Source organism: Streptomyces sp. NPDC028289 (assembly GCF_055565975.1).
In genome coordinates, this window is record NZ_JBVHTI010000005.1 from 822,393 (window position 1) to 835,864 (window position 13,472).

Consider the following 13,472-nt stretch of genomic DNA (forward strand, 5'->3'; position numbering starts at 1 on the left):
GCACGGGCGGGGACCCGTGGTCGAGTCCTCTTCTACTCCCGCCCCACCAGAGTCAGCAGCGTCGCCTCCGGCGGGCAGGCGAAGCGGACCGGGGTGTAGCGGTTCGTGCCGCAGCCCGCGGAGACGTGCAGGTAGGACGTCCGGCCCTCGGCCGTGTGCGTGGACAGGCCCTTCACGCGGTCCGCGTCCAGGTCGCAGTTGGTGACCAGTGCACCGTAGAAGGGGACGCAGAGCTGGCCGCCGTGGGTGTGGCCGGCCAGGACCAGGGGGTAGTTGTCCGCCGTGAAGGAGTCCAGGACCCGCAGGTACGGGGCGTGCACGACGCCCATCGAGAAGTCCGCCGTACCGGACGGACCGCCCGCCACCTGCGGATAGCGGTCGCGCTTGATGTGCGGGTCGTCCAGTCCCGTCAGCTCCACCGAGACGCCCTCGATCTTCAGGGTGCCCCTCGTGTTCGTCAGGTTCAGCCAGCCCGCCCCGTCGAAGCCGTCCCGCAGCTCCTCCCAGTCCAGGTGGATCGCGCCGACGACCGGCGGGTTGCCGTTCAGGCCGTGCTTGCCGCTCACCTTCTCCAGCAGGTAGCGGGCGGGGTTGCGGGGCTTGGGGCCGTAGTAGTCGTTGGAGCCGAAGACGTACGCACCCGGGAACTCCATCAGGGGGCCCAGCGCGTCCAGGACCTCGGGGATGCCCTCCGGGTCGGACAGGTTGTCGCCCGTGTTGATCACGAAGTCCGGGCGCAGGCCCGCCAGCGACTGCAGCCAGCGCTGCTTCTTGCGCTGGCCGCTCACCATGTGGATGTCGGAGACCTGGAGCACGCGCAGCGGGCGCATCCCCGGCGGGAGGACCGGGACCGTCACCCGGCGCAGGCGGAAGGAACGGGCCTCGAAGCCGGCCGCGTACAACACACCCGCGGCGCCGAACGCCGCGATTCCCAGGGGTACTCCGTATCGAGCGCGCATACGACCATCGTGTCAGACCGAGCGAGCGCTCAGAGACCGGGCGGTACGTGAGTGGGTAAATCGGCGGGCGTCGGGCGTGCGGCACCTGCGACAATCGGTGCCATGACCACCACGCTCAAGTCGAAGCTGCAGGACGACCTCAACGCCGCGATCAAGGGACGCGACGAGCTCCGCTCGGCCACGCTCCGGATGACGCTCGCCGCGATCACCAACGAAGAGGTCGCGGGCAAGGAGAAGCGTGAGCTCTCCGACGACGAGGTGCTCAAGGTGATCGCCAAGGAGGCGAAGAAGCGCCGCGAGGCGGCCGAGGCCTTCACCCAGGGCGGCCGTGCCGAGAGCGCCGAGCGTGAGAAGGCGGAGGGCGAGGTCCTCGCCGGTTACCTGCCGAAGCAGCTCAGCGACGAGGAGCTGGAGGGGATCGTCGCCCAGGCCGTCGAGGAGGCGAAGGCGGCGGGTGCCGAGGGGCCGCGGGCCATGGGCGCCGTGATGAAGATCGTGAACCCGAAGGTGGCCGGCCTGGCCGAGGGCGGCCGCGTCGCCGCCGCGGTGAAGAAGCGGCTCCAGGGCTGAGAGAGCGCCAGTCGGTACGACGGTGGGGCCCCACCTCTTCCGAGAGGTGGGGCCCCACCGTCGTACCTGGTCGGAGCCGGATCGGACCGGGAGAAGATCAGCCCCGGTTGCCGCCGTTCCCGTTGCGGCCCCCGTTCGTGTTCCCCTGGATGAAGCCGTCGGGGAAGGAGAAGGTCGGGGTCGGGGTGGTGCCGCCGTCCGTCGTGCCGCCGTCGGTGCCGCCGATGAGACCGCCGATCAGGCCGCCGTTGTCGTTGCCGCCGTTGTCGTTTCCGTTGTCGTTCCCGTGGCCCCGGTTGTTGTCTTTCTCGTCCGGGATGTCGACGAGGTTGAAGTTCTCGGACTGCTTGCCCTCCAGGGCGCCCGTCATGGCGTCCTTCCAGATCGGGCCCGGGGTGTCGGCGCCGAAGACCTCGGAGTGGTAGACGCCGCCGATGGTGATGTTGGTCATCTCGATGTTCTGCTTGGCGCTGCCGACCCAGACCGCGCCCGCGAGGTTGGGCGTGTAGCCGACGAACCAGGCGTTCTTGCGGGAGTCCGTCGTACCCGTCTTGCCCGCGCTCTCCCGGTCGTCAAGGCCGGCCTGCTGACCGGTACCGGAGTCGATCACACCGCGCAGCAGGGTGTTGATCGTGTCCGCGGTCTTCTCGCTCATCGCGCGCGAGCAGGTCGACTTGGGGACGGGGATGGACTTCTGCTCGTTGCCGACCTTCTGGGTGATCGACTCGATCGCGACCGGCGTGCAGTACATGCCCCGGTCGGCGAAGGCGGCGTACGCGCTCGCCATGGTCAGCGGGGAGAGGCCGATCGCTCCGAGGGCGATGGCCGGCGTCTGCGGGAGCTTCGAGCCGTCGCCCTGGTGGACGTGGAGCGAGTCGGTCATCTTGACCACCGGGCACAGGCCGATGTCGGAGATCAGCTGGACGAAGTAGGTGTTGATGGACTTCGCCATCGCCTTCTTCATCTGGTACGGCCCGACCTCGGACTCGTTCTCGTTCTCGACCTCCTCACCCGTCGTGTTGACCCACTGCTTGCCGTCGCACTGCTGCACGGGGCTCGGGTAGTTCATCTTGTACGGCGACGAGTACTCCTGCGTCGCCGACTTGCCGCCCTCGATGGCGGCCGCGGCCACGAACGGCTTGAACGTCGAACCCGTCGGGAAGCCGTAGTTGGAGCCGCCGTAGTCCCGGTCGACCGAGAAGTTGTACTCGGTCTCGTTCTTGTTGTAGCCGTACGGCTTCGACTGGCCCATCGCCAGGATCTTGCCGCTGCCGGGCTCCACGAGGGTGGCGGCGGCCGCGACCGAGTCGGACTTGTAGACGTGGTCCTTGATCGAGGCCTGCACCGAGTCCTGGGCCTGCGGGTCCAGCGTCGTACGGATGGTCAGGCCGCCCTGGTTCCAGAGCTTGGCGCGCGCCTCGCGGGTCTTGCCGAAGGTCGGGTCGGTCAGGAAGACGTTCTCGACGTACTTGCAGAAGAACCCGGCGCCCTTGACGGCGGTGATGCAGCCGTTCTTCGGCTGGGTGACGTGCAGGCCGAGCGGCGCCTCCTTGGCCTTGTCGGCCTCTGCCTGGGAGATGTCGCCCAGTTGGGCCATGCGCTCCAGCACGACGTTGCGCCGCTTGGTGGCCTCGGCCTCGTCGTTGACCGGGTCGTAGCGGCTCGGCGACTGGACGATGCCGGCCAGCAGCGCGGCCTGCGGGAGGCTCAGGTCCTTGGCGTGCTTGGAGAAGTAGCGCTGGGAGGCGGCCTCGACGCCGTAGGCCTGCTCGCCGAAGAAGGTGATGTTCAGGTAGTTCTCGAGGATCTTCTTCTTGCCGAGCTTCTCCTCCAGCTGGATCGCGTACTTCAGCTCCTTGACCTTGCGGCCGAGGGTCTGCTGGGTGGCCTCGGCGACCTTCGTCGGGTCGTCGCCGGCCTCCTCGATGAAGTAGTTCTTCACCAGCTGCTGGGTGAGCGTGGACGCGCCCTGGGCGACCCCGCCGCTCTGCGCGTTCTTGTTCAGCGCGCGCAGCACGCCCTTCAGGTCGATGGCGCCGTGCTGGTAGTAGCGCGAGTCCTCGATCGCGACGATCGCCTTCTGCATGTAGGGCGAGATGTCCTTGAGGTCCACCACCGTACGGTCACGGGAGTAGACCTGGGCGATCTGGTTGCCCTTGCTGTCGAGGATCGTGGTGCGCTGGCTGAGCTGCGGGCTCTTCAGGTTGGCCGGGATCTCGTCGAAGCCCTGTACCGACCCCTTGGCCGCGAGCCCCAGGGCCCCGGCCGCGGGCAGCGCGATGCCCGCCATCACGGCTCCCGCGAGCACACTGACACCGAGGAACTTGGCGGCCTGCTGCGTGGTCGACAGACCACCGCCCGAGCGCTTCTTTGGCATGGGGGCAGCCTAATCCGTAGGGATGAGCATTCCGGGAGAGCGGGCTGCTCTCGGGATGTTCAAGTGCCGGATCGTGACATAGAGGGCAGCCCGGATCACCCTGGCCGACGGCACGACGACATGAACGGTCTACCTTGCCATTCGCCGGACACGCGTACAGGCCTTGGCCTAAGCTGCTCTCAACTGTCACAGCAGTGCGGCCACGTATCAATACGTCCGGCGACCCCGAATCGTTTCGGAACCTGCCCACTTTTTTCCGGGTGAGGTGTTGATGGCGTGTCCGAATCCGCCTCGTGTGTCACTCGGCGTCCGTTGTGACGCACCACGGCTGTCCGGGTTTGCCGCGATCATCACGCATGTCGTCAGCTCACTCCCGCGGGTGATCTGCCGCTTACCCATAGTCCGTTCGGGCCATTCAAGATTGGGCCCGAAGGGGGTGTTGCGCTGTGCCCACCTTCCGTAACGTCCTCAACTGGCGGCGGTGAATATGCCGCTGCCGCCGTGGGGGAGCCTCGATTCGGGAGAGGACGGCGCCGGTATGGGCTGGGTAACCGACTGGAGTGCGCAGGCTGCCTGCCGCACTACCGATCCGGATGAACTGTTCGTTCAAGGAGCAGCGCAGAACAGGGCCAAGGCGGTGTGCACCGGATGTCCGGTACGCACCGAATGCCTGGCCGATGCGCTGGACAATCGCGTCGAGTTCGGCGTGTGGGGAGGCATGACGGAACGGGAGCGTCGCGCACTGCTGCGCAGGCGGCCCACCGTGACCTCCTGGCGCAGGCTCCTGGAGACAGCGCGCTCGGAGTACGAGCGGGGGACCGGAATCGTCCCCCTCGACAGCGACGAGGTGTACGAGAACTACGCGGCCGTGAGCTAGACCGGACAGGTCTACGACAGGTCTACGGCAACTCCGGCCGGCCGGCCGCGAGCCGGTCACCGATGTCCCGCAGCCCCGTGAGGTCGTGCACGTCGCCGGGCAACGCGGCCACCTCCACCACGGCCACCTCGGGGTGGCGCGCGGTGAAGCGGTCACGTGTGCGCTGCTCGCGGGAGAGCAGCTGCATGCGCTCGGCGTGCAGCCTCAGCAGGCCTGCGGTGAGCTGGTCGACGGTGCGGTCCGGACTCTCTGACGAGGGGGATTCGTCAGTCGTGTCCGCGATGGTGTCCGCAGTCGTGTCTGCAGTCCTGTCCGCGGGCCCTGACGAGGGGGATTCGTCGGGCCGGGACTCGGACGGCGCGGGCGCGGGTGATTCAGAACTGCCGTACGTGTCGGGAGAGTTACGAAGTCCAGCTTTCCCGCCCCCCTGATCCACAATGCGGGGCTCCTCAAGATTTTCCGCGGCGGCGAGCGCACGCTCGGCCGACAGCCGGGCGGCGCCGCTGCCATGGACCCGGTTGAGGACCAGACCGACCAGCGGCATGTCCTCCGCGGCCAGCCGCTCCACGAAGTACGCGGCCTCGCGCAGCGCGTCCCGCTCCGGAGCCGCCACCACCAGGAACGCCGTACCGGGCGCCTGAAGCAGCTTGTACGTCGCGTCCGCGCGCGTGCGGAACCCGCCGAACGTCGTGTCCATCGCCGCCACGAACGTCTGTACGTCCTTCAGGAGCTGCCCGCCGAGCAGCTTGCCGAGCGTGCCGGTCATCATCGACATGCCGACGTTCAGGAAGGCCATGCCCGCGCGGCCGCCGAGCTTCGCGGGGGCCGTCAGCAGGCGGATCAGCCGGCCGTCCAGGAAGGAGCCGAGCCGCTTCGGCGCGTCCAGGAAGTCCAGGGCGGAGCGGGAGGGCGGGGTGTCGACCACGATCAGGTCCCACTCGTCCCGGGCCCGCAGCTGGCCCAGCTTCTCCATCGCCATGTACTCCTGCGTGCCCGCGAAGCCGGCCGAGAGCGACTGGTAGAAGGGGTTGGCCAGGATGGCGGCCGCCCGCTCGGCGTCCGCGTGCGCCTCCACGACCTCGTCGAAGGTGCGCTTCATGTCGAGCATCATGGCGTGCAGTTCGCCGGGGCCCTCGGTGCCCTTCACCCTCCGCGGCACGTTGTCCAGCGAGTCGATGCCCATGGACTGGGCGAGCCGCTTGGCCGGGTCGATGGTCAGCACCACCACCTTGCGGCCGCGCTCGGCCGCCCGCAGGCCCAGGGCCGCCGCGGTGGTGGTCTTCCCGACGCCGCCCGAGCCGCAGCACACCACGATCCGGGTGGCCGGGTCGTCGAGCAGCGGATCGACGTCGAGCGCGGGCGCGGGCGACAGGCGACGGGCGTCGTCCTGCGCCTCGGCCGGGTCCGGAGTCATGACATCCCCTGTTTCCGCAGTTCGCGGGCGAGTTCGTACAGGCCCGCCAGGTCCATCCCCTCGGCGAGCAACGGCAGCTCGTGCCGCTCCAGGTCCAGCTCGGCGAGGACCGCGCGCTGCTCGTGCTCCAGCGCGTACCGCTCGGCGTACTCGGCGGCCTGCGCGAGCAGCGGGTCCACCAGCTGCTCGGCCTTCCCGCCGCGCCGTGCCCCGCCGAGCCCGGCCGCCGACAGCGTCTGTGCCACGGCGCTGCGCGGCACGGTCCGTACGAGTTCCAGATCGGCGGCGTCCAACACCTCCGGCCGGACCATGTTCACGATGACCCGGCCCACCGGCAGCCGCGCGGCCCGCAGTTCGGCGATGCCGTCGGCGGTCTCCTGGACCGGCATCTCCTCCAACAGCGTGACCATGTGCACGGCCGTCTCCTTGGACTTCAGCACCCGCATCACGGCCTGCGCCTGATTGTGTATCGGGCCGATCTTGGCGAGCCCGGCCACCTCGTCGTTGACGTTGAGGAAGCGGGTGATGCGGCCGGTCGGCGGGGCGTCCATGACGACGTAGTCGTAGGTGAACCGCCCGGCCTTGTCCTTCCTGCGCACCGCCTCGCACGCCTTGCCGGTCAGGAGCACGTCCCTGAGGCCGGGCGCGACGGTGGTGGCGAAGTCGATCGCGCCGAGCTTCTTCAGCGCCCGGCCCGCCCCGCCGAGCTTGTAGAACATCTGGAGGTAGTCCAGAAGGGCCAGTTCGGGATCGATGGCGAGCGCGTAGACCTCACCGCCCCCCGGCGCTACGGCGATCTTCCGCTCTTCGTAGGGCAACGCCTCCGTCTCGAAGAGCTGGGCGATGCCCTGCCGGCCCTCGACCTCCACGAGAAGCGTCCGCTTCCCCTCGGTCGCGAGGGCCAGCGCGAGTGCGGCGGCGACCGTCGTCTTTCCGGTCCCGCCCTTGCCGCTGACGACCTGGAGCCTGCTCACATCTTCGAGACTAACCAGTCGGCCGGACACTCACGCGGGAGGCTGTGGATAACCGTGCGTGCGGTGGGCCACGTGTCCCGTCCGTCACAGCGGATACAGTCGGCCACATGACCAAGTGGGAATACGCAACCGTGCCGCTGCTCGTCCATGCCACGAAGCAGATTCTGGACACCTGGGGCGAGGACGGCTGGGAGCTCGTCCAGGTGGTGCCCGGGCCCAACCCCGAGCAGCTCGTGGCCTACCTGAAGCGGGAGAAGCCCTGATGAGCGCCGTGGAGGCCAAGCTGGCCGAACTCGGTCTCGCGCTGCCGGCGGTCGTCCCTCCGCTCGCCGCCTACCAGCCGGCCGTGCGGTCCGGTGCGTACGTCTACACCTCAGGCCAGCTGCCGATGGTGGACGGCAAGCTCCCGGTCACCGGCAAGGTCGGCGCCGAGGTCACCGCCGAGGAGGCCAAGGAGCTGGCCCGCACCTGCGCGCTGAACGCCCTGGCCGCCGTGAAGTCCGTCGCCGGTGACCTGGACCGGATCGCGCGCGTGGTGAAGGTCGTCGGCTTCGTCGCCTCCGCGACCGACTTCACCGGGCAGCCGGGCGTGATCAACGGCGCCAGCGAGCTGCTCGGCGAGGTCCTCGGCGACAAGGGCGTGCACGCGCGCAGCGCGGTGGGCGTCGCGGTGCTGCCGCTGGACGCGCCGGTCGAGGTCGAGGTCCAGGTCGAGCTGCAGCCGTAGCCCGCCGAAGCCCCCCTCGAACATTCGCTCCCTACGGGATAGCCTCCGGTAATGGCCGATGGACAGTGGTATCCCCCCGAGTGGCCGGACCGCATCCGCGCACACGCGGAGGGCACCCTCGTGCCGGTGGCCCCGAAGCGGGCGGCCACCGTGCTGCTCCTGAAGGACACACCGGACGGTCCCGCCGTCCACATGCTGCGCAGACGCGCCTCCATGGCCTTCGCCGGAGGCGCGTACGCGTATCCGGGCGGCGGTGTCGACCCGCGCGACGACGACCACCAGGTCCGCTGGGCGGGCCCCACGCGCGCGTGGTGGGCCGACCGGCTCGGCGCCGACGAGGCGGGCGCCCAGGCGATCGTCTGCGCGGCCGTCCGGGAGACGTACGAGGAGGCGGGCGTCCTGCTCGCCGGACCGGCCCCGGACGCCGTCGTCGGGGACACCACCGGGGACGACTGGGAGGCCGACCGTGCGGCCCTGGTCGCCCGTGACCTGTCCTTCGCCGAGTTCCTCGACCGGCGGGGCCTGGTGCTGCGCTCGGACCTGCTGGGCGCCTGGACGCGCTGGATCACCCCGGAGTTCGAGAGCCGCCGATACGACACCTGGTTCTTCGTCGCCGCCCTGCCCGCGGGCCAGCGCACCCGCAACGCCTCCACCGAGGCCGACCGCACGGTGTGGATCCGCCCGGCGGAGGCCGCCGACGGCTACGACAAGGGCGAGCTCCTGATGATGCCGCCCACCATCGCCACCCTGCGCCAGCTCCTGCCGTACGCCACGGCCGCCGAGACGCTCGCCGCGGCGCCCGCGCGGGACATGACCCCGGTGCTGGCCCGCGCCCGGCTGGCGGACGGCGAGATCGTCCTGACCTGGCCGGGCCACGACGAGTTCACCAAGCACATACCGACCGACCTGACGACCGGTGGAGCCTGACCATGACGGACGCAGCAGCCCTGCCCGGCCAGCCGCGCGGCGGAGTCCTCCCGGGGCCCGCCACCGCGCGGGCCGTCAACGTGCTGGCGCCCAACGCCTCCGTGATGACCCTGGACGGCACCAACACCTGGATCGTCGCCGAGCCCGACTCCGACCTGGCCGTGGTGATCGACCCGGGCCCGCTGGACGACGGCCACCTCCAGAACGTCGTCGACACGGCCGAGAAGGCCGGCAAGCGCGTCGCGCTCACCCTGCTCACCCACGGCCACCCGGACCACGCCGAGGGCGCCGTACGGTTCGCGGAACTGACCGGCACGCGCGTGCGTGCGCTCGATCCGGCGCTGCGGCTCGGCGACGAGGGCCTGGCCGCCGGTGACGTGATCACGACCGGCGGGCTTGAGCTGCGGGTCGTACCGACCCCGGGCCACACCGCGGACTCCCTGTGCTTCCACCTGCCGGCCGACCGCGCGGTCCTGACCGGTGACACCATCCTGGGGCGCGGCACGACGGTCGTGGCGCACCCGGACGGCCGTCTGGGCGACTACCTGGACTCGCTGCGACGGCTGCGCTCGCTGACGGTCGACGACGGCGTCCACACCGTCCTGCCGGGCCACGGACCGGTCCTGGAGGACGCCCAGGGCGCCGTCGAGTTCTACCTGGCCCACCGCGCCCACCGGCTGGCGCAGGTCGAGACGGCCGTGGAGAACGGCCACCGCAGCCCCGCCGAGGTCGTCGCCCACGTCTACGCCGATGTGGACCGCTCCCTGTGGCCGGCGGCGGAACTGTCGGTACGCGCCCAGCTGGACTACCTGACCGAGCACGGGCTGATCCAGTCCGAGATCTAGCGTCGGGTCCGGTTCGAGATCCAGCGCCGGATCTGGTTCGCGCTCCAGGGGCCGGTCGGCCGCTAGTCCCAGCCCTCCGGCCGGGGCGCCTTCACGCCGTGCACGCGCGCGTACTCGGCGGCGAGCCACGGGCCCAGGTCGTCGACGTACGAGCGCAGCACCGCACGGTCGCCGACCGGCTCGTACCCCGACTCGGCGGCGCGGCGCAGCTGCCCGGCCCGCTCCGGGTAGTAGCCGGCGAACGCCTCGGCCATCTCCCGCAGGTCACTGGTCCAGCCGTTCCAGCGGGGCATGACAAGGGTGAAGCCGGTGCGGACCAGGTGCCGTGACATGAAGCGCACCAGGGGCCGCAGGGCCTCCTCGGTGTCGCCCGCGGCCGCGATCCGCTCCCGCCAGCGCGGCAGCAAGCGGGCCAGGTCGCCGTTGGTCTCGCGGGCGAGCAGCGAGTCGGGGCGGTAGCGGGGCAGGAACTCGGCGAGGTCCTCGCCGAGCAACGGGGTGCATTGGCAGGCGACGAACCAGCCGATGTCGTAGCGCTCCACCTCGCTGAGCACGCGCGCGCGGGAGTAGAGCAGGGTTCCGACCCCGTCGATCTGCGGGAACTCCTTGTCGACGGCCTCGCCGAGGGCACGAGCCGCGTCCCGGTCGGCGTCGGCCGGCTCCTCGCGCAGGACGGCCACGAGGTCCAGGTCGCTGTGGCCCGGCCGCGCGGTGCCGCGCGGGATGGAGCCGTAGAGGTAGGCGCTGTCCAGCCGCGCCCCGAAGGCGTCCAGGAGCCGGTCGCGGGCGGCGGCGACGACGGGGCGGAAGAGGTGCGGCACGCGCGCGTGCGTGCCCTCGCGCTCGATGAAGCCCAGGGGGTCGAGACCTCTGGACGGGACCGTTTCGGGCATGGACCAACCACATCTGAGCCTGTCCGGTGACTGAGGACGAGGCCGCAGGCCGACAAACGGGGTCCGGGGGCAGCGCCCCCGGAGACGGTGTTTACCGGGAGCGCTTCGCCAGACGCTCGACGTCCAGCAGGATGACGGCCCGCGCCTCCAGGCGCAGCCAGCCGCGCTGGGCGAAGTCCGCCAGCGCCTTGTTCACGGTCTCGCGGGACGCGCCGACCAGCTGGGCCAGCTCCTCCTGGGTGAGGTCGTGGACGACGTGGATGCCCTCCTCGGACTGCACACCGAAGCGGCGGGAGAGGTCCAGCAGGGCGCGGGCGACCCGGCCCGGCACGTCGGAGAAGACCAGGTCGGACATGGCGTCGTTGGTCTTGCGCAGCCGGCGGGCGACGGCACGCAGCAGGGCGGTGGCCACCTCGGGACGCGCGTTCAGCCAGGGCTGGAGGTCGCCGTGGCCGAGGCCCAGCAGCTTGACCTCGGTCAGCGCGGTCGCGGTCGCGGTGCGCGGGCCCGGGTCGAACAGCGACAGCTCGCCGATCAGCTCGCCGGGGCCGACCACGGCGAGCATGTTCTCGCGGCCGTCGGGGGAGGTGCGGTGGAGCTTGACCTTGCCCTCGGTGACGACGTAGAGCCGGTCGCCCGGGTCGCCCTCGTGGAACAGGGAGTCGCCACGCGCGAGGGTCACCTCACTCATGGAGGCACGCAGCTCCGCGGACTGCTCGTCATCGAGCGCCGCGAAGAGCGGGTTGCGCCGCAGAACGTCGTCCACGAGTTCTCTCCTTGTCGACCTGCTCAGGGGATCTTGCTCCCCCTTGGTACCAGGGGACCGTGCTCCCCATTTTGCCGGACCGTCCAAACAGTGTGATCTGTCACAAGGATGCCGCACAGGTGTGCCGAGGTAAGCGGCAGGGGTCCAATCGGGGGCTGATCTTCCGGGTCCAGGGCGGATGTCGGTGCCGGGCTTTAGGCTGGCCGGGTGTCCAAAACGCCGGTGAGAGCACAGGCCAAGGGGGCTGGGCGGGTGGTTGTACGAGGTGATTCCGCTGTGGGCGAACAAGGGTCCGATACCGCCTCCGGTGAACCGAAAAAGGCGACAAGAGCGGCGAAAGCTGTGAAGAAGGCGGCGGTGAAGAAGACCGCCGCGAAGAAGACCGCGGTGAAGAAGGCGGCGCCGGCGAAGACCGCGGCCGAGCGCGTCGCGCCCGAGAAGGCCGCCGCCAAGAAGGCCGCCGCCAAGAAGGCCGCGGCCAGGAAAACGGCCGTCGAGAAGGCCGCCGTCGAGAAGGCCGCCGTCGAGCAGCCGCAGTCGGCCGGGAAGCCCGAGTCGCCGACCGCCCTCGTCCGCCGGGCCCGCCGGATCAACCGCGAGCTCGCCGAGGTGTACCCGTACGCCCACCCCGAGCTGGACTTCGAGAACCCCTTCCAGCTCCTGGTCGCCACGGTGCTGTCCGCCCAGACCACCGACCTCAGGGTCAACCAGACCACCCCGACGCTCTTCGCGAAGTACCCCACCCCCGAGGACCTGGCCGCCGCCAACCCGGAGGAGGTCGAGGAGATCCTGCGGCCGTGCGGGTTCTTCCGGGCCAAGACCCGGTCGGTGATAGGGCTCTCCAAGGGGCTGGTCGAGCAGTTCGGCGGTGAGGTGCCGGGGCGGCTCGAAGACCTCGTCAAGCTGCCCGGCGTCGGCCGCAAGACCGCGTTCGTCGTGCTCGGCAACGCCTTCGGGCGCCCCGGCATCACCGTGGACACGCATTTCCAGCGCCTGGTCCGGCGGTGGCGGTGGACCGCGGAGACCGACCCCGACAAGATCGAGGCGGCCGTCGGCGCGCTGTTCCCCAAGAGCGACTGGACCGACCTCTCGCACCACGTCATCTGGCACGGCCGCCGGATGTGCCACGCCCGCAAGCCCGCCTGCGGGGTCTGCCCCATCGCGCCGCTCTGCCCGGCCTACGGCGAGGGCGAGACCGACCCGGAGAAGGCGAAGAAGCTGCTCAAGTACGAGAAGGGCGGCTTCCCCGGCCAGCGGCTCAAGCCGCCGCAGGCGTACCTGGACGCGGGCGGCCGGCCGGCGCCGCCGCTGGGCGCCGTATCAGGGACATGACCCAGGGGCCTTCTCAGGGACGGAGAGCGGAACGATCAAGGAGACTTCGGGCGTTGGAACGGGCAGGACGGGGGAGCAGGGCAGGACGGGGGATGCCGTGACACACAGCAGCAGGGCACAGACGGGCGGTCCGCGCGGGGACGTGGCGCTCAGCAAGGACGGCCTGCCCGAGTGGCTGGGCCCGGTGGTGCGGGCCGCCGAGACGGTCCAGCCGCTCCAGCTGAGCCGCTTCCTGCCGCCGGAGAACGGGGCGGGGCGGCAGTCGGCCGTGCTGATCCTGTTCGGCACGGGAGAACAGGGGCCCGAGCTGCTGCTGATGGAGCGGGCCGGTTCGCTGCGCTCGCACGCCGGGCAGCCCTCCTTCCCCGGTGGTGCCCTCGACCCCGAGGACGGCGATCCGAAGGCCGACGGGCCGCTGCGGGCCGCTCTCCGCGAGGCCGAGGAGGAGACCGGGCTGGATCCGGCCGGTGTCCAGCTGTTCGGGGTGCTGCCCAGGCTGTACATCCCGGTGAGCAAGTTCGTGGTCACCCCGGTGCTGGGCTGGTGGCGCGAGCCGACGCCGGTGGGCGTGGTCGATCCGAACGAGACGGCGCGGGTCTTCACGGTCCCCGTGGCGGATCTCACGAATCCGGGCAACCGGGCCACCACCGTGCACCCCAGCGGCCACCGAGGTCCGGCATTCCTGGTCGAATCGACCCTGGTGTGGGGGTTCACGGCCGGGGTGATCGACCGACTGCTGCACTATGCGGGATGGGAGCGCTCCTGGGACCGCGAGAAGCTGGTCCCGCTCGACTGGCGGTCATGACAGGGT

The 13,472-nt window shown here is 70.5% G+C and carries 14 protein-coding genes; 8 read left to right on the forward strand and 6 right to left on the reverse strand.

The window, feature by feature from the left end; all coding sequences use genetic code 11:
- Nucleotides 1-32: 32 nt before the first annotated feature.
- Nucleotides 33-959 carry a metallophosphoesterase gene (locus ACZ4UV_RS28545; protein ID WP_390047729.1) on the reverse strand — a complete coding sequence of 309 codons (927 nt, stop codon included), beginning with the start codon at nucleotides 957-959 and terminating at the stop codon, nucleotides 33-35.
- Between the two features lie 102 nt (nucleotides 960-1,061).
- Between ACZ4UV_RS28545 and ACZ4UV_RS28550 the strand changes: the two genes are divergently transcribed.
- Nucleotides 1,062-1,529, forward strand: a complete 468-nt coding sequence (locus ACZ4UV_RS28550) for a GatB/YqeY domain-containing protein (RefSeq protein WP_351960854.1) — start codon at nucleotides 1,062-1,064, stop codon at nucleotides 1,527-1,529.
- A gap of 97 nt (nucleotides 1,530-1,626) precedes the next feature.
- On the opposite strand, the gene ACZ4UV_RS28555 is transcribed toward ACZ4UV_RS28550, so the two are convergent.
- Entirely contained in the window at nucleotides 1,627-3,906 is a 2,280-nt protein-coding gene (locus ACZ4UV_RS28555; RefSeq protein ID WP_467841664.1) for a transglycosylase domain-containing protein, read from the reverse strand.
- Nucleotides 3,907-4,444: 538 nt separating this feature from the next.
- Here ACZ4UV_RS28555 and wblA point away from each other — a divergent pair.
- The gene (wblA, locus tag ACZ4UV_RS28560) at nucleotides 4,445-4,783 is read left to right on the forward strand and encodes a transcriptional regulator WblA (protein WP_132856581.1); all 339 of its coding nucleotides are present in this window, start codon (nucleotides 4,445-4,447) and stop codon (nucleotides 4,781-4,783) included.
- A 22-nt stretch (nucleotides 4,784-4,805) separates the two neighbouring features.
- On the opposite strand, the gene bagB is transcribed toward wblA, so the two are convergent.
- Together bagB and bagA are read right to left on the reverse strand one after the other, a co-directional pair.
- Nucleotides 4,806-6,197 carry an ATPase BagB gene (gene bagB / locus ACZ4UV_RS28565; protein WP_451020217.1) on the reverse strand — a complete coding sequence of 464 codons (1,392 nt, stop codon included), beginning with the start codon at nucleotides 6,195-6,197 and terminating at the stop codon, nucleotides 4,806-4,808.
- Nucleotides 6,194-7,171: an ATPase BagA gene (bagA, locus tag ACZ4UV_RS28570; protein WP_467841668.1), complete on the reverse strand. Its 978-nt coding sequence runs from the start codon at nucleotides 7,169-7,171 to the stop codon at nucleotides 6,194-6,196. The genes bagB and bagA overlap by 4 nt, the downstream gene beginning before the upstream one ends.
- Nucleotides 7,172-7,278: 107 nt before the next feature.
- On the opposite strand from bagA, the gene ACZ4UV_RS28575 reads away from it, so the two are divergent.
- Genes ACZ4UV_RS28575 through ACZ4UV_RS28590 form a run of 4 tightly spaced genes read left to right on the forward strand, consistent with a single transcriptional unit; the run spans nucleotide 7,279 to nucleotide 9,670 of the window.
- Nucleotides 7,279-7,434, forward strand: a complete 156-nt coding sequence (locus ACZ4UV_RS28575; protein WP_181806301.1) for a DUF4177 domain-containing protein — start codon at nucleotides 7,279-7,281, stop codon at nucleotides 7,432-7,434.
- Entirely contained in the window at nucleotides 7,434-7,898 is a 465-nt protein-coding gene (locus ACZ4UV_RS28580; protein ID WP_390047721.1) for a RidA family protein, read from the forward strand. The genes ACZ4UV_RS28575 and ACZ4UV_RS28580 overlap by 1 nt, the downstream gene beginning before the upstream one ends.
- A gap of 51 nt (nucleotides 7,899-7,949) precedes the next feature.
- Entirely contained in the window at nucleotides 7,950-8,825 is an 876-nt protein-coding gene (locus ACZ4UV_RS28585) for an NUDIX hydrolase (RefSeq protein WP_390047719.1), read from the forward strand.
- Nucleotides 8,826-8,827: 2 nt separating this feature from the next.
- Nucleotides 8,828-9,670: an MBL fold metallo-hydrolase gene (locus tag ACZ4UV_RS28590; protein WP_451020216.1), complete on the forward strand. Its 843-nt coding sequence runs from the start codon at nucleotides 8,828-8,830 to the stop codon at nucleotides 9,668-9,670.
- A 62-nt stretch (nucleotides 9,671-9,732) separates the two neighbouring features.
- On the opposite strand, the gene ACZ4UV_RS28595 is transcribed toward ACZ4UV_RS28590, so the two are convergent.
- Complete coding sequence (locus ACZ4UV_RS28595; RefSeq protein ID WP_451020215.1) at nucleotides 9,733-10,563, reverse strand: nucleotidyltransferase domain-containing protein; 831 nt, start codon at nucleotides 10,561-10,563, stop codon at nucleotides 9,733-9,735.
- A 91-nt stretch (nucleotides 10,564-10,654) separates the two neighbouring features.
- Nucleotides 10,655-11,329: a Crp/Fnr family transcriptional regulator gene (locus tag ACZ4UV_RS28600; RefSeq protein ID WP_018547939.1), complete on the reverse strand. Its 675-nt coding sequence runs from the start codon at nucleotides 11,327-11,329 to the stop codon at nucleotides 10,655-10,657.
- A gap of 276 nt (nucleotides 11,330-11,605) precedes the next feature.
- On the opposite strand from ACZ4UV_RS28600, the gene nth reads away from it, so the two are divergent.
- Both nth and ACZ4UV_RS28610 read left to right on the forward strand, forming a co-directional pair.
- Nucleotides 11,606-12,661 carry an endonuclease III gene (gene nth, locus ACZ4UV_RS28605; protein WP_467841674.1) on the forward strand — a complete coding sequence of 352 codons (1,056 nt, stop codon included), beginning with the start codon at nucleotides 11,606-11,608 and terminating at the stop codon, nucleotides 12,659-12,661.
- A gap of 97 nt (nucleotides 12,662-12,758) precedes the next feature.
- Nucleotides 12,759-13,466 (forward strand): NUDIX hydrolase, encoded by a 708-nt coding sequence (locus tag ACZ4UV_RS28610; protein WP_390047711.1) that lies wholly within the window; start codon nucleotides 12,759-12,761, stop codon nucleotides 13,464-13,466.
- The last annotated feature ends 6 nt before the right edge of the window (nucleotides 13,467-13,472 follow it).